We start from the raw sequence: 20,655 nt of genomic DNA, 5'->3' as shown, positions 1-20,655 counted from the left end.
ACAGCCTCCGGCGCGCGTCAGGAGCGGCGCAGCAGCGCCCGGGCGAGGGCGTCGACGTCTTCGCCCGTGGTGTCGAGGTGGCCGCTGACCCGCAGCGCCGGGGCCGCCATCTCCAGCGGCGCCCGTTCGGTGCCCAGGTGCGTCGTGACGATGCCGTCGTGGGCGATGAGGTCGGCCCGCAGCCCCGCCACGTCCAGGGCCCGGACCGGACGCAGGGTGACGGTCGCGCTGGGTTCGTCGGCGTCCTCCAGGACCTCCCACGTGCCGGCGAGCTCGTCGGCCAGCCGGCGCCGGGTCGCGGCCCCGACGGCCGCCAGACCGGCCTGGACCGCCGTGGGGCCGAGCTCGACGTGCTGGGCGAGCGTGGCTGCCAGACCCACCCGCCCGGCGACGTTCGCCTCGGCCTGCTCCAGGCCGCCGGTGCGGTCCGCGAGGGCGCCACGGACCGCGACGAACCCGACGCCGCGGGGACCGGCCAGCCACTTGCGCGACGTCCCGTAGACGACGTCGGCGTCCCGGGCGGGGGTCGTGTCCAGGTGGCCGAAGGCCTGGGCGGCGTCGACGACGACGGGCAGGTCCGCCGCGCGGCAGACGCTCAGGACGTCGGCGAGCGGTTGCACCGTGCCCGCGTGCGAGCCGAGCCAGGTGAGGTGCACGAGGTCGGGGCGCGCCGCGGCGAAGGAGGCCGCGAACGCCTCCGGGTCCCACCGGTGGGGTCCGTCCACGACGCTCGTGCCGATCCCCAGCCCCCGCACGACCGCCAGGTTGGGGCCGTACTCCCCGCGCGGGTGGGCCACGGTGACGGGCAGGTCGCCGGGCCAGCGCAGCAGCACCTGCCGCAGCGCGTCCTCGGCGCTGTGCACGAAGGCGACCACCCCCTCGCCGGGCTGCCAGCCCAGCAGGGCCCGTACGTGGGAGCGGGCGGTCTCCAGCTCCCCGGCCGCCTCCAGGGCCGCGACGTAGGCGCCCCGTTCGGCCTCGCGGCGCAGGTGCGCGGCGGCGGCGTCGAGGACGGCCCAGCTGCTGCGGCCGGCCGCGGCGGAGTCCAGGTGCAGGAGTGTGCGGGCCGGGCGGGTGCGCTGCCACGTCGGGCCCAGGGGCGTGAGGTGCTCGGTCACCGGCCGATCCTCGCAGCCGGTGCCTGCGGCGCCGGGGTGGCGGGGATCAGCGCGCGGGGGCCTGCACCGGGTCGACGGCGGGCACCGTGGCGACACGCAGGGTCCGGCGGTGCCGCAGCGCCACCGCCCCGCTCCAGGCCACGGCCAGCACGAGGGCCAGCGCGCTCTGCGACCAGCGGGCCTCGGAGGCGCTGACCACGGCGACCACCAGCAGGCCCAGGCTCAGCAGGACGTCGGCGACGTCCAGTACGGCACGACGTCCGGTGCGGTCCACGGCGGCCCCCTCGGTGACACGTTTCCAGTGACACGGATCCTGCTGACCATCCCACTGTAACCACGACTTCGGCGCACCGAAACCGGAACCGCGGAGCCACGGCGACTCCGGCGTCCACGGCGGGGGTGGCAAGCTGAGGCCGTGCCTCGCGCCTCGACGACCTCGACGATCGCCGGAGCCACCCCGGCGGCCGAGGACTGCCTCAAGACCGTCTACGCCGCCGGCGAGTGGTCCGACGCCAAGATCACCCTGTCCATGCTCGCCCAGAGCATGGGGGTCTCCGCCTCGACCGCCTCCGAGGCCGTCCGCAAGCTCACCGACGCCGGCCTCCTGCGCCACGAGCGCTACGGCGGCGTCGAGCTCACCGACGAGGGCAGGGTCCGGGCGCTGGCCGTCGTGCGCCGCCACCGGTTGCTCGAGACGTTCCTCGTGGCCGACCTCGGCTACTCCTGGGACGAGGTCCACGAGGAGGCCGAGGTGCTCGAGCACGTCGTCTCCGACCGCATGCTCGACCGGCTCGACGCCCGCCTCGGCCACCCCGAGCGCGACCCGCACGGCGACCCCATCCCGCGCGCCGACGGCACCGTCCCGCAGCCGGGGGCGCACAACCTCTCCGACGTCCCCGAGGGGACCACGGTCGTCGTCGCGCGCATCTCCGACGCCGACCCCGACGTCCTGCGCTACTTCGCCGAACTCGGCATCGGCCTGGACGTCAGGCTGGACGTGCTGCAGCGCAGGGAGTTCGCCGGGACGACCGTCGTCCGGCTGGGGGCCGGCCGCGAGGTCGACCTCGGGGACCCGGCCGTCGCGGCCATCTGGGTCCTGCCCGTGAAGGGGGAGCAGTGAGCACCGACCCGACCGCCGGCTCGGCCCTCGCCGTGGACAGCCACGGCCGGCCGCAGGCGGAGAAGACGCACGACGTCACCGTCGTGGGCAGCGTCAACGCCGACCTCGCGATCCGCCTCGACGAGCTGCCCCCGGCCGGGCAGACCGTGCGCGGTTCCGACGCCGAGCGCGGGCTCGGGGGCAAGGGCGCCAACCAGGCCGTGGCCGCCGCCCGGCTCGGGCGCAGCGTCACGATGGTCGGGGCCGTCGGCGACGACGACGAGGGGCGCGGGCTGCGGTCCCGGCTGGCGGGCGAGGGCGTCGACGTCGAGCACGTCGCGACGGTCGGGGCGCCGACCGGGGTGGCCGTCGTCCTCGTCCACGGCGGGGAGTCGACGATCGTCATCAGCCCCGGGGCCAACGACCACGTCGACGACGCCCGGGTCCGGGAGGCCACCGCGGCCGTCAGCTCCGCGCGGGTCGTGCTGCTGCAGTGCGAGGTGCCCGACGAGGCCCTGGTGGCCGCCGCCCGCCTGTGCACGGGACTGCTCGTGCTCAACCCCGCGCCCGCCCGGCCGTTGCCGCCCGAGCTGCTGAGGCGCGCGGACCTGCTGGTGCCCAACGCGGGGGAGCTCGCGGTGCTCGCCGGTCAGGACGTGGCGCCCGACGTCGACGGGCTCGTCGCGCAGGCCCGCGCCGTCCGCCCGGACGGCACGACGATCGTGACGCGCGGCGAACGGGGTTCCCTCGTCGTCACCCCGGGCGGGCACGCCGAGGTCGCGGCCGTCGCCGCCGACCTCGTCGACGCCACCGCCGCGGGGGACAGCTTCGTGGCCGCCCTGGCCGACGGGCTGCTCGACGGCCTCGGGCTGGTCGAGGCGGCGCGGTGGGCGGCCCGGGTGGCGGCCGTGACCGTCAGCCGTCCCGGCGCGTCGCAGTCGCTGCCCCGCAAGGCGGAGGTCCCGTCGGAGGAAGAGGAGTCGTCGTGAGCGTCGGGTGGGGTTTCGTCGGGACCGGGGGGATCGCCCGGTCGGTCGCCGAGGCGCTGGAGCTCGCCCCGGGGGGACGGCTCGTCGCGGTCGCCTCCCGCGAGGCCGAGCGCGCCGAACGGTTCGCCGCCGACCGCGGCGGTGACGTCCACCCCTACGACGACGTCGCGGCGATGCTCGCCGACCCCGCCGTCGACGCGGTCTACGTCGCCACGACCCACCCCCAGCACCACGCCCCGGCCAAGGCGGCTCTGCTGGCGGGCAAGGCCGTGCTCGTGGAGAAGCCCATGACGGTCAGCCTGGCCGCCACGCGGGACCTGCTGGCGACGGCGGCCGAGCGCTCGGTCTTCTGCATGGAGGCCTACTGGACGCGGTTCCTGCCCGGCACGGTCGCGCTGCTGGACCTGATCGCCTCCGGGCAGGTGGGGCAGGTGCACGGGCTGCACGCCGACTTCGGCTTCCCCGCCCCGGAGTCGCTGACGCGCTTCCACGACCCGGCCATCGGCGGCGGCTCGCTGTTCGACCTCGGTCCCTACCCGGTGGGCCTGGCGCTGACGCTGTTCGGCTCGCCGCGCTCGGTGGGGGTCGCCGGGTCGCTGGCGGACTCCGGCGTCGACCGGCAGGTGGCGCTCGCGCTGGACTGGGCCTCGGGGGCGGTGGCCGCCCTGTCGACGACGATGGTGGCCCGGACCCCGTCGCGGGCCTGGATCGAGGCGGGCGAGGCGTGGATCGAGGTGGACCCGGTCCTGCCGGCGGCGCCGGGGTTCACGGTCCACACCACGGGCCCGGACGGGGCCGACGTCGCCACCCACCACGACCACGCGGTCGCCCACGGGCACCGGTTCATGCTCGAGCACGTGCACGAGTGCCTGGCGGCGGGCCGCACGACGAGCCCGCTGGTGACGCCGCAGTTCTCCCTGGACCTGGCGACGGTCTTCGAGGCCGCCGTCGAGCAGCTCGGGATCGTCCGCGCGGCCGAGGTGCTGGACGCCGCCGACTGACCCGCGGCGGCGTCGGTTAGCGTCGGCCCATGCCGTTGACCGGAGAGTACGAACCCAGCCCCGAGGCGTGGGTCCGCGACCAGGTGGAGCAGTACGAGTCCTCGGGCGGGACGGAGGGCACCGAGCTGCGCGGGATGCCCGTCATCGTCCTGACGACCAAGGGCGCGAAGTCGGGCAAGCTGCGCAAGCAGCCGCTCATGCGCGTCGAGCACGACGGGTCGTACGCGGCCGTCGCCTCGCTGGGCGGGTCCCCGAAGAACCCCGTCTGGTACTACAACGTGAAGGCCGAACCGCTGGTCGAGCTCCAGGACGGGCCGGTGCGCAAGGACTACCGGGCGCGCGAGGTGACCGGTGAGGAGAAGGCCGCGTGGTGGGAGCGGGCCGTGGCGGCCTACCCGGACTACGCCGACTACCAGGCGAAGACCGACCGCGAGATCCCGGTCTTCGTGCTCGACCCCCTCTGACCTGCGGTTCCGTCGGTCACCCGGACGGCCGTTGGGCCGTCCGGGTGACTTCCCCTCAGATCATGGACACCGCTGCCTAACACTGGGAGTCACACAGAAAACACTCTGGGCAACTAAATCCGGTCGAGACAGGAGATGACGATGCGACTCGGAACGGTGACCTCGGCCCCGGCGGTGCGCAACGCGTCCCGCGTCGACGGCCTCAGCGGCAGCGAGTCCGTGACCCCCGTCCGCAAGATCACCCCCGACTGGGTGGACGAGGACCCGCTGGACGAACTAACGCAGTCCGACCGCGACCTCCTCGGCCACCTCTACGGCGAGGGGGACGAGCACGACCCCGCGGCGGCGGCCGTGTCCTCCCTGGCCCGCGAGATCAACCGCGAGCGCGCCAGCGGCATGGTCTCCGACCACCGCGACCTGACCACCGAGGACGTGCGGCGCATGATCGGCCGGCTCACCTTCACCGCCAAGGAGCCCGTGCCCGTCGAGGTGCAGCTGCGGATCATGACGATGCTCAACGGGTCCACGCAGGGACGCCTCGACGTCGTCCTCTGACCCGTCCCTCTGACGGCGTCGCCGGGGCGGGTGCCCGCGCCGCCGGCCCACCCCGGACACTGGGGCGGTGCCGCTGCGCAGTCGTCCCGAACCGGTGGCCGTCGCGGCCCTGCTGACCGCGGCCGGCGGCTTCCTGGACGCCTACACCTACGTCGTGCGCGGCGGCGTCATGGCCAACGCGCAGACCGGCAACCTCGTCCTCATGGCCGCCTCCGCCGGCGGCTGCGACTGGGCCGGCGCGGCCCGCCACCTGCCGAGCCTGTTCGCCTTCCTGCTGGGGACCGCCGTGGTGGAAGCGGCCTCCACGCCCCGGTGGCGACGCCTCACCGGCCGGCCCGTCGCCGTCGTCCTGCTGGCCGAGATCGTCCTCCTGGCACTCGTCGGCCTCTGGCCCGCCGCCGGGCCCGACACGGCCACGACCCTGGGCGCCTCGGCCGTCGTGGCGTTCGCCGCCGCGCTGCAGATGAACACGTTCCGGTCGGTGCGCGGGGCGGCCTACAGCTCGACCATCGCGACGGGGAACCTGCGCAGCCTCGTGGAGGTCGCGCACCGCTGGCTGAGCCGCGGTGAGCGGGCCGCGCGCCGGCGGGCGCTGGACCTGGCGACCATCACGTCCACCTTCGTCGCGGGTGCGGTCCTGGGGGCGCTGGCCTCCCGGTGGTGGCACGAGCGTGCGGTGTGGGGCGCCGTCGCGCTGCTGCTCGTCGTCCTCGGCCGGCTCGCCCTCGACTCCCGGCGCGCCCCGGCCCAGGACCCCGCCTGACCCGATCGACCCCGTCCGGGCCGGTCGCCGCGGTGCTCAGGGCAGGTCGAGCGTGACGACCCCCCCACCCGGCACGCCGGAGGTGACCCGCGAGACGCACGCGCACAGACGGTCCCCCCGGGCCTTCTGCTCGGTGCTGAGGAACACGTCGCGGTGGTCGAGGTCGCCGACGGTCGCGCGCACGGGCAGGACGCACAACCCGCACTCGCCCTTGAGGCAGTCGTAGATCAGGTCGGCCCCCGCGGCCTGCAGCGCCTGCAGGATCGTGCCGTCCGGCTCGACCCGCGCGCTGATCCCGCGGCTCGGGAGCCGGACCTCGAAGGGCTGCACCTCGTGCCGGCCCGAGGTGCCGAACGTCTCGTACCGCAGGTTCGCCGCGGGCAGCCCCGCCACTGCCCACGCCGCCGTCAGGTCCTCCAGCATCCGCAGCGGCCCGCACGCGTAGACCTCCGTGCCGGGGGCGTCCGCGGCCACCCCGGCCACCAGGGCGGGCACGTCGAGGCGGTCGCCCTCGTCGGAGACGTGCACCCGCAGGTTCGGCCCGAGCTCGGCGGCCAGGTCGTCCAGGTAGGGCATCCGGTCGCGCGAGCGGCCCGCGTAGACCAGCGTCACCGCCGCCCCCTGCCGGGCCAGGACGCGGGCCGCCGCGGCGAGCGCCGTGATGCCGACGCCCCCGGCGAGCAGGAGGTAGCGCTCCGCCCCGATCCGCAGCGGGAAGTTCTGCAGGGGGGACGTGCACGTCAGCGCGTCACCGGCCCGCAGGGAGTGCAGGTGGGCCGAACCGCCTCGGCTGGTGGGGGAGAGGCGCACCGTCAGCGCCAGGCGGCGCCCGTCGGGGGAGCCGTCCACCACCGAGTAGGAGCGGTGCTCGCTGCGCCCGGCCACCGGGACGCGCACGTCGACGTGGCTGCCCGGGTCCGCCCGCCGGGTCGGTCCCGGCAGTTCCAGCACGATCCGCCGGGCCCCGAGCGCGACGTCCGCGGTCTCGACGACCCGGGCCTCGCGCCACGGGTGCGCCGCTGCGCTCACGAGGGCACCGAGGTGTCGCCGAAGGTGTCCTCGGAGGTCACGTCCGGGGTCTCGTCGGCCGCGACGGCCCGCCCCTCCGCGGCGAGCATCCGGTCCAGCAGGCGGCGCACCCACATCCCGCCGGCGTCGACGCTGAGGCTGTAGAACACCTTGTCCGGGTTGGCGTCGATGGCCCGCTGCTGGGCGACGAGCATCGCCTCGTCCTCGGCGAACACCCCGCGCACGCCCTCGCGCAGCTGGGTCGTGATGAGCTGGCTGTCCAGCCGGTAGTTGCGCATGAACGCCCAGAAGTAGTGCGAGGACGTGTCGGTCTCGGGGGTGATGGTGTTCATGACGTACCCGTTGACGCCGCGCGAGCGGTCGCCCTGGGGGGCACCGGTTCCCGCCTCGGCGACCCCGACGTCGATGCAGATCGTCGAGGGCGCGTGGTAGTGGATGACCTGCCAGCGGTCGACGCGGCCGGAGAACCCGGGGAACCGGTCGCGCATGTTCTTCAGCCAGAACGGCGGGGGTTCGACGTCGTGCATCCAGCGGGTGACCGTGACGCTGCCGTCGTCCTCCAGGCGGGTCGTGAACTCGCTCTCGCTGAGCTCGGCCTGCCCCAGGCTGGAGCCGTGGACGAACTCCTCGTGGGTGAGGTCCATGAGGTTGTCCAGGACGAGCTGGTAGTTGCACGGCGCCTCGATGGTCAGGCCGTCCCCGGCCCACTCCGGGGAGTCCATCTGGTGCATGTCCGGGATCGTCGAGGCGTCGGCCAGCAACGGGTCGCCGGGCCAGACCCAGACGTAGCGGTAGCGCTCGACGACGGGGTACGACGTCACGAGCGCGCTGGGGTTCACGGTGCGCTGGGCGGGCATGAGCGTGCAGCGCCCGGCGGAGTTGTACTGCAGGCCGTGGTACGGGCACTGGATGCCGTCGCCGCCCACGAGCGTGCCCATCGACAGGGGCGCCAGCCGGTGCCAGCACGCGTCGTCCAGGGCGACCGGCCGGCCGTCCCGGGTGCGGTACAGGGCCAGCGGCTTGCCGGCCACGGTCCGCGCCATCGGCGCCTTCGCGGTCACCTCGTGGTCCCACGCCGCGGCGTACCAGGCGTTCAGGGGGTGCGGGAAGATCTTGGCGGCCACCCGGCCGGGGGCGTCCAGTTCGGTCACGGTGGTTCTCCCGACGTGCTCTCGACGGCCCGTCGCGTCCTCGCGCGGGTCCGTGGAGAGTGGTCCGCCCCCGGCGCCTCGCGCCAGCCGTTCTTCCGTTCTGCGGAAGACGGGGCGCCCAGGCTGCGGGAGACGCCCAGCGCGGCGGCGCGCACCGCCGGGACCAGCGCGGCGGTCGAGACCGTGCCGGAGCGCACGACGAGGGACACCGCCGCCACGACCTCGCCGTCGGGTCCGCGCACCGGCGCGGCGACCGACACGGCGTCGTCGGTGACCTCGCGGTCGCTGACCGCCACCCCCGTGCGCCGGACCTCGGCGAGCACGGCCCGCAGCCGCACCGGGTCGGTCTCGGTGTGCTCCGTCCAGCGCGTGACCGGCCGGGCCAGCGCCTCCTCCTGCACGGCCGCGGGGGCGTGGGCCAGCAGCGCGCGCCCGACGCCGGTGGAGGTCAGCGCGAACCGCGCGCCGACCCGGGTCATCACCGTCACCGCCGTGCGGCCGGTGAGCCGCTCGACGAACACGCTCTCCAACCCTTCGCGGACCGCCAGCTGGACGTTCTCGCGCGTGGCGACGTACAGGTCCTCCAGGTAGGGCAGGGCGACCTCGCGCAGCGTGTGGCCGCGGGGGGCGAGCGAGCCGATCTCCCACAGCCGCAGGCCGATGTGCAGCGCACCGGACGCGTCGCGCTCCAGGGCACCGCACGCGAGCAGGTCCGCCACGATGCGGTGCGTCGTGGTCAGCGGCAGGCCGGCGGCGTCGGCCAGCTCGCCGAGGCGCATCGACGGGTTCTCGCGCGTGAAGGTGGACAGCAGGTCCAGGGTCCGCGAGGTCAGCGTCACCGCGCCATCCTGCTCCCGCGGTGACGGCGTGGTCCCGGTGCCTCAGCGGCCCACCGCGTCCGAGATGGACTTCACCCCGCCGTGGGCGGTCAGGCCGCCGTCGACGGGGATCTCGGCCCCCGACACGTAGGCGGCGTCGTCGCTGAGCAGGAACGCCACGACCGCCGCCACCTCCGCGACCGTCCCGGCGCGGCCCAGCGGGGTCTCGGCCAGGTTCGCCGCCCGGAACGCCGGGGACGCCGAGGCCGTCATCGGCGTCTCCACGTAGCCGGGGTGGACGGCGTTGACGCGGATCCCGCGCGGCCCCAGCTCCAGGCACGCCGCACGCGTCAGCCCGCGCAGCGCCCACTTGCTCATGGTGTACGCGACGGGGAAGTGGCCCGTGAGGGCCGCCACCGAGCCCACGTTGACGACCGAGGCGCCGCGCGGCAGGTGCGGCAGGCACGCCTGGATCCCGAGCAGCGGACCCGTCGCGTTGACGGCGTGGACCCGTTCGACGTCGTGCACCGACACCTCGCCGAGCCGGGCACGCCACGTGGTGCCGGCGTTGTTGACGAGCCCGTCGACGCGGCCGTGCCGCGCCACCACCTCGGCCACCACGACCGCCCACCGCCCGGCGTCGGTCACGTCGAGCCGCCGGTAGAGCGCCCCGCCGAGGTCCTCGGCGGGCTCGTCGGCGAGGTCGACGGCGACGACCTCGGCGCCCAGGGCGGTCAGCAGCCGGGCCTCCTCGGCCCCCTGACCGCGACCGGCCCCGGTGACGAGCACCACCTTGCCGCCCAGGCGGTCACCGGTGCTCCGGGGGGTGAGCGGCGCCTCGTCGCGCGTCGGGTCCACGTCCCCACGCTCCCGGCCTGGACGGCCGCAGGGAAGCGGCCATCCCTGATCCGGGGCATCAGCCCCCTCGATGACGGAGCACCGCCCTCAGCCGCGATGATCGGGGGACGCAGCGCCGCGGCTGCGGTCCAGGAGGAGGGACGGTACCCACCATCGACGCGAAGGACGCACCGGACGGCGGCGCGCGCCGGACGGCCGCGCGCCGGGTCAACCTGCGCACCCTCGACCTGAACCTGCTGGTGGCCCTCGACGCGCTGCTGCAGGAGCGCAGCGTCACGCGCGCGGCCACCCGCATGGGCCTGAGCCAGCCCGCCCTGTCGGCCTCCCTGGCACGGCTGCGCCGGCACTTCGACGACCCCCTGCTGACCCGGGTCGGCAACGAGCACCAGCTGACGCCGCTGGCGGTGCGCCTGCGCGAGCAGGTCCGGGTCGCCCTCGCCGGGGCCGAGCGCGTCTTCAGCGCCGACCCGGACTTCGACCCGGCGTCCTCGGTCCGCGACGTCCGCATCGTCAGCAGCGACTACGCCGAGACCGTCCTCGGCGGCCCGCTGACCGCCCTGCTGGCCCGTGAGGCCCCCGGGATGCGGCTGCGGTTCTCCGTCAACACCCCCTCCGTCGTCGAGGACGCCGAACGGGTGCTCGTCGACGCCGACCTGCTCCTGCTGCCGCACGGCTTCCTGACCGACCTGCCGCACCAGGACCTGCACCGCGACCGCTGGGTCTGCCTCGTGGCGCAGGACAACCCCGACGTGGACGACGAGCTGACCGTCGAGCAGCTGCGGTCCATGCCGTGGGTGGTGACCTACCACGGGCCCGTCGCCGCCACCCCGGCCGCGCTGCAGATGCGCATGCTCGGCGTCGAACCGCACGTGCAGGTCATCACCGAGCACTTCCTCGCCGTCCCCGCCCTCGTCGCGGGCAGCGCCCGCATCGCGCTGCTGCAGGAGCGGCTGGCCCTGCGGCTGCCCCCGGACGCCGGGGTGCGCGTGCTCGCCCCGCCCGTCGAGGTCGGTGTGCTGCTGGAGGCCATGTGGTGGCACCCCGTCTACACCGCCGACCCCGAGCACACCTGGCTGCGCGACGTCGTGCGCCGGGCCGCCGCGACCCTGCCCGACGTCCCGCGGTGAGCGGCCCGGCGTCCGCCGGGCATCCACCGCGTCGATGACCGACCTCAGCAGATCGCTCTGTCCAGCGGTCCCGTCGTGCGCCGACACTCCCGGTACCGCCTGCGACGGAGCGGGCGACTCCCGGAGGTCCGCGTGCCCACTGCTGCCCAGCCCCCCACGTCCGCGACGCAGGACCCCGCGCCGCCCGAGCCCGCCGGTGCCGGTGCGCCGCAAGGGGTCCTGCTCGTCGCCCTGAGCACGCTCGCCGTCCTCGGCGCCGTGCTGATCGCCCCCGTCCAGCCGAGCATCGCCCGCGCCTTCGCGGGTGAGCCCGGCCTGGACGTCCTCGTCCCGCTGTCCCTGACGGTGCCCGCGCTGGCCATCGCGGTCCTGGCCCCCGTCGCCGGCCGCGTCGTCGACCGCGCCGGACGGGTCCGGGTGCTGACGGTGTCCCTGGTCCTGTACTCCCTGTTCGGGACGGCGCCGCTGTGGCTGGACTCCCTGCCCGCGATCGTCGCGAGCCGGGCCCTCGTCGGCATCGCCGAGGCGGGCGTCATGACGTGCTGCACGACGCTCATCGGCGACCTGTTCCACGGCCCCCGGCGCAACCGGTACTTCGGTCTGCAGACGGTGGCGACCAGCCTGTCCGCCGTCGTCTTCATCGCCGCCGGCGGGGCGCTGGCCGCCGACCACTGGCGCACCCCGTTCTGGCTGTACGCGATCGGCGTCGCGGGCGCGGTCGCGGCCCGTGCGCTGCTGCGCGAACCCGCGCCGCGCCGGACCGGCGCCCTGCCGCCCCTGGACCGCCGGGCCCTGCTGCTGCCGCTGCTCGTGACGCTGGCCGGGGGGTTGGTGTTCTACACGCCCATCGTCGAGCTGTCCTTCGCCCTGGACGCCCTCGGCGTGACGTCCACGGCCACCGTCGGGGCGGTGAGCGCGGCCGCCGCCGTCGCGACGTGCGCGGGCGCGGCCTCCTTCGCCCGCGTCGCCCACCGCGGCCCGCGCGTCCTGCTGCCGGTGGCCTTCGCCCTCGCCGGCGCCGGGCTCGCGGGCCTGGCCCTGGCCACGACCGTGCCGACCGCCCTCGTCGCCGCCGCGCTCGCCTCGGCGGGCACGGGCCTGCTCCTGCCGTCGGTGCTCACGTGGGCCCTCGGCGGGCTGGGGCTGGAACAACGGGGCCGGGCCACCGGCTGGTGGACCTCGGCCCTGTTCGCGGGGGAGTTCGCCTGCCCGCTGGTGGTGCTGGCCCTCACCGCGGGGCTGGGCGCGCTGCCCCACGCCCTCGGTGCCGTCGCCCTGCTCGCGCTGGCGCTCGCCGTCCTCACGCGTCTCGTGCGCCTCGCGCCGGGACCATCCACCCGGTCGATGACCACCATCGTGAAGTAGCTGTTCCCTGATGACCCCGCCGTGCCGCACAGTCGAGGCAGGCCGCGACGCAGCGCCTCGCGCACGCGGCGGTGACCCCGAAGACACCGAGAGGACCGTTCGATGACGAACCTGCTGGCCCACCTGGCCCACCTGGAGATCTCCTCCCCGGACGTGGAGGCGTCCGTCGCCTTCTTCGAGAAGGGTTTCGGCCTGCGCGAGGTGCAGCGCGACGAGGACGGCAGCGTCTACCTGCGCTGCTGGGGCGACTACTACCCGTACAGCCTCGTGATCTCGCCCGGTGAGCAGCCGGCCCTGGTGACCATGGCCTGGCGCACCAGCAGCGAGGACGCCCTGGAGGAGGCCGCCCGTCGCGTGCAGGGCAAGGGGGTCGAGGGCACCTGGTTCGACAAGAGGCAGGGGCACGGCCGCTCGTTCCGGTTCACCGGCCCCTACGGGCACACCATGGAGCTGTACTGGGACGTGCCCAAGCACTCCGCGCCGGCCGAGCTCACCTCGATCTTCCCCGACCGCCCCGAGAAGCGCTCCTCGCACGCCGCGGCCCCCCGGTTCCTGGACCACGTCACGGTCGCCGCGACCGACGTGAAGGGTTTCGCCGCCTGGTACTCCGAGGTCCTCGGGTTCCGCACCATGGCCTTCACCGAGCTCGACCACGCCCCCGTCACGGTGTTCGGCGTCCTGACCACCAACGAGAAGTCCCACGACCTCGGGTGCGTGTTGGACTCCTCCCAGCTCGGCGGCCGCGTCAACCACATCGCCTTCTGGACCGACAGCCACCAGGAACTGCTCGTGGCGGCCGACGTCCTCATGGAGAACGGCGTCGACATCGAGTACGGTCCCTCGATCCACGGGGTCGGGGAGCAGACGTTCCTGTACTTCCGCGAACCCGGCGGCATGCGCGTCGAGCTGAACACCGGCGGCTACCGCAACTACGTCCCGGACTGGGAGCCGAACGCCTGGAAGCCGTCGCTGGGCTCGAACAGCATCTACCGCAACGGCGCCATGCCGATGTCGATGACCGAGTCGTTCCCGCCGGACCCGGGCAAGCCGACCGCCACCGAGGAGGGCGTCCTGCCCGGCACCGAGGAGGCGCTGCTCAACCCCTACGCGCTGCAGGGCCAGGGCTGAGCCGTGTTCCAGTACTTCCCGGGGAACTACGTCTGGAACCTGTCGGTCAACCTCGCGATGGAGATGGGGGCCCGCATCGGCGAGGTCGACACCGTCTGCCGTCCGCTGCTGGAGGCCGCCACCCGCGGTGAGGACGCCGGCACCGAGGACCTCATGGCGGCCTGGGAACGGCAGGGCGACACCCTCGTCGAGCTCGCCGCCGAGGACGAGGCGAAGGGGCGGCTGCTGTCGGCCGGGGAGAAGCTCGGCCGCGCCGCGACCTACTTCCTCACCGGCGAACGCATGCAGGCCGCCGGTCACGCCCCGCGCGTGGCGCTGTACGCGAAGTTCCGGCGCACCTTCGACCGCGGGGTCGAGCTCGCGGGGGAGAACGCCGAACGCGTCGAGATCCCCTACGCCGGCACGGTGCTGACGGGCATCCTGACCACGGCCCCCGGGGACGGCCCCAGACCGCTGCTCGTCATGGTCAACGGCCTGGACTCCACCAAGGAGATGCTGCACCGCACCGGGCCCGGCGCGAAGCTGGCCGCCCGAGGGGTCTCGACGCTGTGCCTGGACCAGCCCGGCACGGGGGAGGCGCTGCGCCTGCAGGAGCTGCACGCCACCCCGGAGTCCGAGCAGTGGGCCACCCCCGTCTACGAGTTCCTCGCCGCCCGCGAGGACGTCGACGCCGACCGCGTCGGCCTGCTCGGGGTGTCCCTCGGCGGGTACTACGCCCCGCGGGCCGTCGCCTTCGAGCCGCGGTTCGCCCTCGGCGTGGCCTGGGGCGCCAACCACGACTGGCGCGCGGTGCAGAAGGCGCGGCGCGAACGCGAGGGCGAACGTCCCGTGCCGCACTACTGGGACCACGTGCAGTGGGTGTTCGGCACCAAGGACCTCGACGACTTCTTCGAGGTCGCCGAGCGGATGCACCTCGACGGGGTCGTGGAGAGGATCCGGGTGCCCTTCCTGGTCACCCACGGCGAGCACGACCGGCAGATCCCGCTGCAGTACGCGCACCGGACGTTCGAGCAGCTCGTGAACTCCCCGGACCGCGAACTCGTCGTGTTCACCGACCGCACCGGCGGCACGGCGCACTCCAGCGTCGACAACGGGTCGGTCGCGACCGACCTCATCGCCGACTGGGTCGCCGAGCGGCTGGGCGGGACCACGGCGAGGACGACGGGGAGGACGGCGTGACGGCCGAACCGCTCGTGGCGCTCGACCGCACCGACCCCGAGGGGGCGATCGCGGCGACCGTCGCGCGCGTCTCGAACTGGGGCCGCTGGGGCGCCGACGACGTCAAGGGCACGCTGAACCTCATCACCGACGAGCACCGCCGCGCCGCGGCGGGGCTCGTGCGGACCGGGCGCAGCTTCTCCCTCGCGCAGCAGTTCTCGATGGACGGCCCGCAGAAGGGCTGGCGCCGGCGCACGAACCCCGTCCACACCATGCTCGACACCGGGACCGACGCCGAAGCCGGGGTGCAGGGTTTCCCGCACGGCCTCGGCGGGGCCGACGACGTCGTGGCCATGCCGTTGCAGTGCTCCACGCAGTGGGACGGCCTCGGGCACATCTTCGACCACGGACGCACCTGGAACGGGCGCCGGGCCGGGGAGGTGGTCACGTCGCTGGGCGACTCCCGCACGGGCATCGAGACGGTCGCCGCAGACCTCACCGGCCGCGGCGTCCTCCTCGACGTCGGCCGGGTGTTCGGCGACGAGCGCGGTGAACTGCCCGACGGCTTCGCCGTCACGCCCGAGCACCTCGACGCGACGATCGCGGCGCAGGGTGCGGCCGTGGGGGCCGGGGACCTGCTGCTGGTGCGCACCGGCCAGTACGGCCGCACGCTGCGCGAGGGGTGGGGCGAGTACGCCGGGGGCCCCGCCCCCGGGATGTCGTTCACCACCGCGGACTGGTTGCACGCCCACGACATCGCCGCCGTCGCGACCGACACGTGGGGTTTCGAGGTCCGGCCCAACGAGTTCGACGTGGCGTTCCAGCCGCTGCACCAGGTCGTCATCCCCAACATGGGGTTGTTCGTCGGGGAGATGTGGGCCCTGGAGGAACTGGCCGCCGACTGCGCCGCGGACGGCCGGTACGAGTTCCTGCTCGTGGCGGCCCCGCTGCCGGTGACCGGCGCGGTGGGTGCCCCGCTCAACCCGATCGCGTTGAAGTGAGTTCCAACCCTGGAGGTGGGGCGACGATGCCCGCAGTCCGTTCCGTCCTGGTCGTCGGCGCCGGTGCCGCCGGGTGCGCCGCGGCGATCCTGCTCGCCCGTGCCGGCGTGGAGGTGGAGGTCGTCGAGGCGCGGCCCGGGACCTCTGGCGCCGGGTCGGGCATCACGTTGCAGGGCAACGCCCTGCGGGTGCTGCGCGACCTCGGGGTGTGGCCCGCCGTCCAGGCCCGGGGCTACGCGTTCGACTCCCTGGGCCTGCGCGCGCCCGACCCGGCCGGGACCCTGCTCGCCGAGGTCCCCGACGTCCGCACGGGCGGTGAGGACCTGCCGGCGACGCTGGGGATGTCCCGCCCGGAACTGGCGGGGATCCTGCTGGACAGGGCCGCCGAGGTCGGCGCGAAGGTCCGGTTCGGGGTCTCGGTCACCGGACTCACGCAGGACCGCGACGGGGTGGACGTCCGGTTCTCCGACGGGGGGTCGGGACGCTACGACCTCGTCGTGGGGGCCGACGGGATCCGGTCGTGGACCCGGCGCGCGATCGGCGTCGACGCCGAACCCGTGGGCACCGGCATGGGCATCTGGCGCGTCCACGTGCCCCGCCCCGCCGACGTCGTGCGCACCGACCTGACGTACGGCGGGCCCTGCCACATCGCCGGGTACTGCCCGACGGGGGAGGACTCCGCCTACGCCTACCTCGTGGAGGACGTCCAGGACCGTTCCGGGTTGAGCCGGCAGGAGCAGGTCGCCGTCGTGCGCGACCTCGCGGGGGCCTACCACGGCCCGTGGGACGCGATCCGGGAGAGCCTGACCGACGCCACCCCCGTGAACTACACGCGGTTCGAGACGCACCTCGTCGAGGGCCCCTGGCACCGCGGCCGGGTCGTCCTCGTCGGCGACGCCGTCCACTCCTGCCCGCCCACGATCGCGCAGGGCGCGGCGCAGGCGCTGGAGGACTCCGCCGTGCTGGCCGAACTGCTCACCGGCGCTCAGGAGTTCTCCGAGGACCTGCTCGTGGCGTACGCCGACCGCCGCCGCGACCGGGCCCGCCAGGTCGTCGACGCCTCCGTGCAGATCGGGCGCTGGATGCTGGAGCACGCTCCCCGAGAGGAGGCCGACGTGCCCGGCCTGCTGCGCCGGGTCTCCGCCCTCGTGGCGGTGCCGGCGTGAGGTTCGCGCGCGCCCGCCACGAGGGCACCGAGTTCACCGCCGCCGTCGTGGGCGAGCCGGGGCAGGAGGTCCTGCACGCGCTGAGGGGGACCACCACCGTGCTGGACCTGGCCGCCGTGCCGGGCTCGTCCCGCGAGGCCACCGACTGGGCGCTGCGTTCCAGCCCGGCCGTCCCCGTGGCCGGGGTGCGGTTGCTGCCGCCCGTGCAGCCGCCGTCGGTCCGCGACTTCGTGACCTTCGAGGAGCACGTCGAGGGGGTCGTGCGCAGCGTCGACGGCTCCACGGCCGTCGTGCCGGAGTGGTACGAGGCGCCGACGTTCTACTTCACGAACCCGCACGGGCTCGTGGGCGCCCACGACGACGTCCCCGTCCCCCCGGGCAGTTCCGTCCTCGACTTCGAGCTCGAGGTCGCGGTCGTCGTCGGGGCGCCCGGCCGGGACGTCGACCCGGCCCGGGCCGGGGACCACGTCTTCGGGTACACGGTGTTCAACGACTGGTCGGCCCGCGACCTGCAGCGCCGCGAGATGCGGGTGAACCTCGGCCCGGCCAAGGGCAAGGACACCGCCACGACCCTCGGGCCGTGGATCGTCACCCCCGACGAGCTGGAGGGGTTCCGCGACGGGGAGGGTTTCCTGGCCCTGGGGCTGCAGGCGTTCGTCGACGGCGAGCGGGTCGGGCACGACTTGCTGTCCAACGCCGGCTGGACGTTCGAGGAGATGATCGCCTACGCCTCGCGCGGCACGTGGGTGCGGCCCGGGGACGTCCTGGGGTCCGGCACGTGCGGCAACGGCGGCTGCCTGGCCGAGCTGTGGGGCCGGCGCGGGAAGCAGGACCCTCCGCCGCTGCGGCCCGGGAACGCCGTCCGCCTGGAGGTCGAGGGCATCGGGGCCGTGCAGAACCGGGTCGTGGCGGGCCGCGACCTCGCGGACCTGCCCGTCGTGCCGCGGGCGCGGGCCAGGTCGCGACGCCGGACCCGGGAGGTGTGAGCCGGGGCGGGGACCGGGCTCGTGGTTGAGTGACGGGCGTGCGCCTCTTCCTCGTCCGCCACGGTCAGACGCAGTCGAACGTCGACCACCTCCTCGACACCGCCGTCCCGGGCGCCGACCTGAGCCCGCTGGGCCGGGACCAGGCCGCCGCCCTCGTGCAGACCCTGGGGGAGCGGGGGATCGGGGCGATCACCGCCTCGACGCTGGTGCGCACCCAGCAGACCGCCGCGCCGCTGGCCGCCCACCTCGGCCTCGACGTGGCCGTCGCCGACGGGCTGCGCGAGATCGAGGCCGGGGACCTGGAGATGCTCGGCGACGACGACTCAGTCCGCCGCTACCTCGAGGTCGTCGCCGCCTGGTTGCACGGTGACCTGTCCGTCGCCGAACCGGGCGCCGAGGACGGGCACGCCTTCTTCGCCCGCTACGACGCCGCGGTCGCCGCTGCGCTGGCCGCGGCCCGCGCCGCCGGGGTCGACACCCTGGCCCTGGTCAGCCACGGCGCGGCGATCCGCACCTGGGCCGGGTCGCGGGTGCGCAACGTCTCCCCGGAGTTCGTCGTCGCGACCGGCCTGGAGAACACCGGCGTCGTCGAGCTCGAGGGTGGCCCCGAGGACGGCTGGACCTGCGTGCGCTGGATGGGCGCGGTCGTCGACGCCGAGCAGGCCGAGGTCGCCGGCGCCGGTCCCGCCGCCGAACCGGGATCGGTCTTCTGATGGCCTACGAGGAGCTGCTGGCGCGGGCGAGGGCCCTGGCCGGCACCGGTCAGCGGCGCATCCTCGGCCTCGTCGGCGCGCCCGGGGCGGGCAAGTCGACGCTGGCCGCCCGGCTGGCCGGCGACCTCGGGCCGCGGCTGGCGGTCGTCGTGCCCCTGGACGGCTACCACTACGCCAACGTCGTCCTGGAGGCGCTGGGCCGGCGCGAGCGCAAGGGCGCGCCCGACACCTTCGACGCCGGTGGGTACGTCTCGCTGCTGCGCCGCCTGCGCTCGGGGGAGGAGGACGTCGTGCACGCGCCTGAGTTCCGCCGCGAGATCGAGGAGCCCGTCGGTTCGGCCCTGCCCGTGCCGCGCGAGGTCCCCCTCGTCCTCACCGAGGGCAACTACCTGCTGCTGCGCGAGGGGCCGTGGGCGGCGCTGGAGGGGCTCATCGACGAGACCTGGTACGTGCAGCCCGCCGAGGAGGTCCGGCACGGCCGGCTCATCGCCCGGCACGTGGCGTTCGGCAAGGACCCCGCCGCCGCGCGGGCGTGGGCGCTGGGCAGCGACGAGGCGAACGCGGCGGTCATCGCCGCCGGCCGCGACCGCGCCGACCGGGTCGTGGACCCCGGCTGAGGAGCTGCGACGTCTCAAGACGCCGCGACAGCCGGTCCGTCGGAATTCGGTGACAACCGCGGGGGCAGGAGGTCCCGGCCGTCCACGACGGCGCACGACGTGCCGGGACCGCGAGTCGGTCGGAGCGGCGGAGCGACGCCAGGGCCTCCCCGCCCACGGCCTCAGCCGTCGGTGTCCTCCAGCTGAGGGCACGGCTCGCGCTGATGACCGCGACGTCGCCCGCAGGGCGGACCGCGACGTCGCCCGGTCAGCAGGAGCCAGAGGACCGGGGCGATCGCCGGCAGGGGGCCACGATCTCGCCGGTGCGTCGAGGAGCGGCTCGCGGGTCGTTCTGGCGTTGGAAGGGCGTGGGTTCGTCGCCGCTGGCGAAGGGGAGCACGTCGGGGCCGTGCGGACACCGGTCGGACTGGCTCTGACGGTCGTCCGTGGTGCTTCCTCCCTGATCGCCTCAGGTGAGCGTCCCACCTGCTGATCGTGTGCTGGCGGTCTTCGCTGTCTCGCGCGACACGGATCGGACGGCATGACGATCGTGCGCTGCGCGCACCACGGGATGACCGCGCGGTAGCGACCTGCGCCGATCCGCCACGTGAACTCATCGCTGTTCGACAGCTATCGAATGACGATCGACAGGTGAACGCCAACTGTGATGTATCAGGACATCGGTGACGGTTCTGCACCAGGACATCGGTGACACTCGATGTGTCAAGACATCGGTGACAGTCGTAGACCTGAGCCGGTGTCAGCCGCTCCCCAACAGCGCACACAACGCGGGATGACCGGTAGATCGCTGTTGCGGTGAGGCGTCTGTCGGATCAGCCGTACGGTGGACAGGTGTGGAGCCGGGGGATCTCGTGACCGTGGGCTCTGTCCGCGCTCTGGGGACGGCCAGCCTGCGCGTCAACAACCCCAACCCCCATCGCCGCACCCCGCAGTTGCTGCTCGAGACCGATGAGGGCATCGCTTGGCGGCTGCTGGCGGACCTGCACCCTCTCGAGGCCGGGCCGGGGGCGAACCTGCACTCCTTGATTCTCAGCACCTCTGGCCAGACCCTGCTGGGGCTGATCCCCGCCGACGGTGAGAACACCGCCGATGGGCGTCGCTACACCCCGAACGAGGAGGAGCAGCTGGCCTTGATCGACGTCGCCACCGGACGACAGCGAATGACGCCGTGCATCCGGCGAGGGCGATCACAGACTCTGCACTACAGCTTGGCCCCGAACGAGCAAGATCTCGCAGTGGTCATCGATGAGTCGGCAGTCGAAAACCGGTCCATCACCTTGTCGATCCTGCGTGGGCCGGACCTCACTGTGAGCGTGCAGCGAGTCTTCGACAACACCTACATGGGCTACTTCAGGCAGCGCGACACCCAACCGCAGTGGTCCCCCGACGGGCGGTTCTTGGCGCTGTCGGTGTGTCCCGTCGGAGCCTCCGTTGAAGCGCTGCTGGTGGTGGACGGTTGTGTCCACCAGAGTGGTGTACGACCAGGCCGGTGACAGGCGTGGCTGACACGTAGAAGGCGGCCACCGCGTGATGCTTCGAAGGACCTCTC

22 protein-coding genes are annotated in these 20,655 nt (G+C 74.4%); 16 read left to right on the top strand and 6 right to left on the bottom strand.

From position 1 onward, the window contains the following. Window positions 1-17 precede the first annotated feature (17 nt). Window positions 18-1,118 carry an aminotransferase class V-fold PLP-dependent enzyme gene (locus tag CLV37_RS25300; protein ID WP_245885885.1) on the bottom strand — a complete coding sequence of 367 codons (1,101 nt, stop codon included), beginning with the start codon at window positions 1,116-1,118 and terminating at the stop codon, window positions 18-20. 46 nt (window positions 1,119-1,164) lie between these two features. Beyond that, a complete protein-coding gene (locus CLV37_RS25295; RefSeq protein WP_106215521.1) occupies window positions 1,165-1,392 on the bottom strand; it encodes a hypothetical protein in 228 nt (75 codons plus the stop codon). A gap of 141 nt (window positions 1,393-1,533) precedes the next feature. Between CLV37_RS25295 and CLV37_RS25290 the strand changes: the two genes are divergently transcribed. The 6 genes from CLV37_RS25290 (at window position 1,534) to CLV37_RS25265 (ending at window position 5,989) form a co-directional block, all read left to right on the top strand. Then, on the top strand, window positions 1,534-2,238 hold the full coding sequence (locus CLV37_RS25290; RefSeq protein WP_106215520.1) for a metal-dependent transcriptional regulator: 705 nt from the start codon (window positions 1,534-1,536) through the stop codon (window positions 2,236-2,238). Continuing rightward, window positions 2,235-3,206, top strand: a complete 972-nt coding sequence (locus tag CLV37_RS25285) for a ribokinase (protein WP_211298949.1) — start codon at window positions 2,235-2,237, stop codon at window positions 3,204-3,206. The genes CLV37_RS25290 and CLV37_RS25285 overlap by 4 nt, the downstream gene beginning before the upstream one ends. Then, window positions 3,203-4,207 carry a Gfo/Idh/MocA family protein gene (locus CLV37_RS25280; RefSeq protein WP_170127500.1) on the top strand — a complete coding sequence of 335 codons (1,005 nt, stop codon included), beginning with the start codon at window positions 3,203-3,205 and terminating at the stop codon, window positions 4,205-4,207. Before CLV37_RS25285 ends, CLV37_RS25280 begins: the two co-directional genes overlap by 4 nt. 29 nt (window positions 4,208-4,236) lie before the next feature. Next, window positions 4,237-4,671, top strand: a complete 435-nt coding sequence (locus tag CLV37_RS25275) for a nitroreductase family deazaflavin-dependent oxidoreductase (protein WP_106215518.1) — start codon at window positions 4,237-4,239, stop codon at window positions 4,669-4,671. 141 nt (window positions 4,672-4,812) lie between these two features. Continuing rightward, window positions 4,813-5,226, top strand: a complete 414-nt coding sequence (locus tag CLV37_RS25270; protein WP_146149594.1) for a hypothetical protein — start codon at window positions 4,813-4,815, stop codon at window positions 5,224-5,226. 67 nt (window positions 5,227-5,293) lie between these two features. Next, complete coding sequence (locus CLV37_RS25265) at window positions 5,294-5,989, top strand: YoaK family protein (RefSeq protein WP_106215516.1); 696 nt, start codon at window positions 5,294-5,296, stop codon at window positions 5,987-5,989. A 36-nt stretch (window positions 5,990-6,025) separates the two neighbouring features. On the opposite strand, the gene CLV37_RS25260 is transcribed toward CLV37_RS25265, so the two are convergent. From CLV37_RS25260 to CLV37_RS25245, 4 genes are read right to left on the bottom strand one after another with little or no spacing between them, the layout of a single operon-like run. Next, a complete protein-coding gene (locus CLV37_RS25260; RefSeq protein WP_106215515.1) occupies window positions 6,026-7,018 on the bottom strand; it encodes a PDR/VanB family oxidoreductase in 993 nt (330 codons plus the stop codon). Next, window positions 7,015-8,169, bottom strand: a complete 1,155-nt coding sequence (locus CLV37_RS25255) for an aromatic ring-hydroxylating dioxygenase subunit alpha (protein WP_211298948.1) — start codon at window positions 8,167-8,169, stop codon at window positions 7,015-7,017. Before CLV37_RS25255 ends, CLV37_RS25260 begins: the two co-directional genes overlap by 4 nt. Next, on the bottom strand, window positions 8,166-9,008 hold the full coding sequence (locus CLV37_RS25250; RefSeq protein WP_245885876.1) for an IclR family transcriptional regulator: 843 nt from the start codon (window positions 9,006-9,008) through the stop codon (window positions 8,166-8,168). Before CLV37_RS25250 ends, CLV37_RS25255 begins: the two co-directional genes overlap by 4 nt. Window positions 9,009-9,050: 42 nt before the next feature. After that, the gene (locus tag CLV37_RS25245; protein ID WP_106215514.1) at window positions 9,051-9,845 is read right to left on the bottom strand and encodes an SDR family NAD(P)-dependent oxidoreductase; all 795 of its coding nucleotides are present in this window, start codon (window positions 9,843-9,845) and stop codon (window positions 9,051-9,053) included. A gap of 239 nt (window positions 9,846-10,084) precedes the next feature. Here CLV37_RS25245 and CLV37_RS25240 point away from each other — a divergent pair, with 239 nt between their 5' ends. The 10 genes from CLV37_RS25240 to CLV37_RS25195 all read left to right on the top strand — a co-directional run bounded on the left by CLV37_RS25240 (window position 10,085) and on the right by CLV37_RS25195 (window position 20,599). Beyond that, on the top strand, window positions 10,085-10,972 hold the full coding sequence (locus tag CLV37_RS25240; protein WP_245885869.1) for a LysR family transcriptional regulator: 888 nt from the start codon (window positions 10,085-10,087) through the stop codon (window positions 10,970-10,972). 132 nt (window positions 10,973-11,104) lie between these two features. Then, complete coding sequence (locus CLV37_RS25235; protein ID WP_106215513.1) at window positions 11,105-12,337, top strand: MFS transporter; 1,233 nt, start codon at window positions 11,105-11,107, stop codon at window positions 12,335-12,337. Window positions 12,338-12,439: 102 nt separating this feature from the next. Then, a complete protein-coding gene (locus CLV37_RS25230) occupies window positions 12,440-13,465 on the top strand; it encodes a VOC family protein (RefSeq protein WP_106215512.1) in 1,026 nt (341 codons plus the stop codon). 3 nt (window positions 13,466-13,468) lie between these two features. After that, the gene (locus tag CLV37_RS25225) at window positions 13,469-14,644 is read left to right on the top strand and encodes an alpha/beta hydrolase family protein (RefSeq protein WP_106215511.1); all 1,176 of its coding nucleotides are present in this window, start codon (window positions 13,469-13,471) and stop codon (window positions 14,642-14,644) included. After that, window positions 14,641-15,624 (top strand): cyclase family protein, encoded by a 984-nt coding sequence (locus CLV37_RS25220; RefSeq protein ID WP_211298947.1) that lies wholly within the window; start codon window positions 14,641-14,643, stop codon window positions 15,622-15,624. Before CLV37_RS25225 ends, CLV37_RS25220 begins: the two co-directional genes overlap by 4 nt. Before the next feature lie 26 nt (window positions 15,625-15,650). Further along, window positions 15,651-16,790 carry an FAD-dependent monooxygenase gene (locus CLV37_RS25215; RefSeq protein ID WP_106215510.1) on the top strand — a complete coding sequence of 380 codons (1,140 nt, stop codon included), beginning with the start codon at window positions 15,651-15,653 and terminating at the stop codon, window positions 16,788-16,790. After that, window positions 16,787-17,776 (top strand): fumarylacetoacetate hydrolase family protein, encoded by a 990-nt coding sequence (locus tag CLV37_RS25210; RefSeq protein WP_211298946.1) that lies wholly within the window; start codon window positions 16,787-16,789, stop codon window positions 17,774-17,776. The genes CLV37_RS25215 and CLV37_RS25210 overlap by 4 nt, the downstream gene beginning before the upstream one ends. Before the next feature lie 38 nt (window positions 17,777-17,814). After that, window positions 17,815-18,489: a histidine phosphatase family protein gene (locus tag CLV37_RS25205; RefSeq protein ID WP_106215533.1), complete on the top strand. Its 675-nt coding sequence runs from the start codon at window positions 17,815-17,817 to the stop codon at window positions 18,487-18,489. Continuing rightward, window positions 18,489-19,106: a nucleoside/nucleotide kinase family protein gene (locus tag CLV37_RS25200; RefSeq protein WP_106215509.1), complete on the top strand. Its 618-nt coding sequence runs from the start codon at window positions 18,489-18,491 to the stop codon at window positions 19,104-19,106. The genes CLV37_RS25205 and CLV37_RS25200 overlap by 1 nt, the downstream gene beginning before the upstream one ends. Before the next feature lie 833 nt (window positions 19,107-19,939). Continuing rightward, the gene (locus CLV37_RS25195) at window positions 19,940-20,599 is read left to right on the top strand and encodes a hypothetical protein (RefSeq protein ID WP_106215508.1); all 660 of its coding nucleotides are present in this window, start codon (window positions 19,940-19,942) and stop codon (window positions 20,597-20,599) included. Window positions 20,600-20,655 lie beyond the last annotated feature (56 nt).

The sequence above is a fragment of the Kineococcus rhizosphaerae genome (assembly GCF_003002055.1).
GTDB lineage: Bacteria > Actinomycetota > Actinomycetes > Actinomycetales > Kineococcaceae > Kineococcus > Kineococcus rhizosphaerae.
This window is presented reverse-complemented; position numbering and strand designations above follow the sequence as displayed.

Bases quoted from the DNA above. Each gene is read 5' to 3' on its own strand.
- CLV37_RS25200 (WP_106215509.1), top strand. From the start codon at position 18,489: ATGGCCTACGAGGAGCTGCTGGCGCGGGCGAGGGCCCTGGCCGGCACC.
- CLV37_RS25230 (WP_106215512.1), top strand. From the start codon at position 12,440: ATGACGAACCTGCTGGCCCACCTGGCCCACCTGGAGATCTCCTCCCCG.
- CLV37_RS25215 (WP_106215510.1), top strand. From the start codon at position 15,651: ATGCCCGCAGTCCGTTCCGTCCTGGTCGTCGGCGCCGGTGCCGCCGGG.
- CLV37_RS25270 (WP_146149594.1), top strand. From the start codon at position 4,813: ATGCGACTCGGAACGGTGACCTCGGCCCCGGCGGTGCGCAACGCGTCC.
- CLV37_RS25275 (WP_106215518.1), top strand. From the start codon at position 4,237: ATGCCGTTGACCGGAGAGTACGAACCCAGCCCCGAGGCGTGGGTCCGC.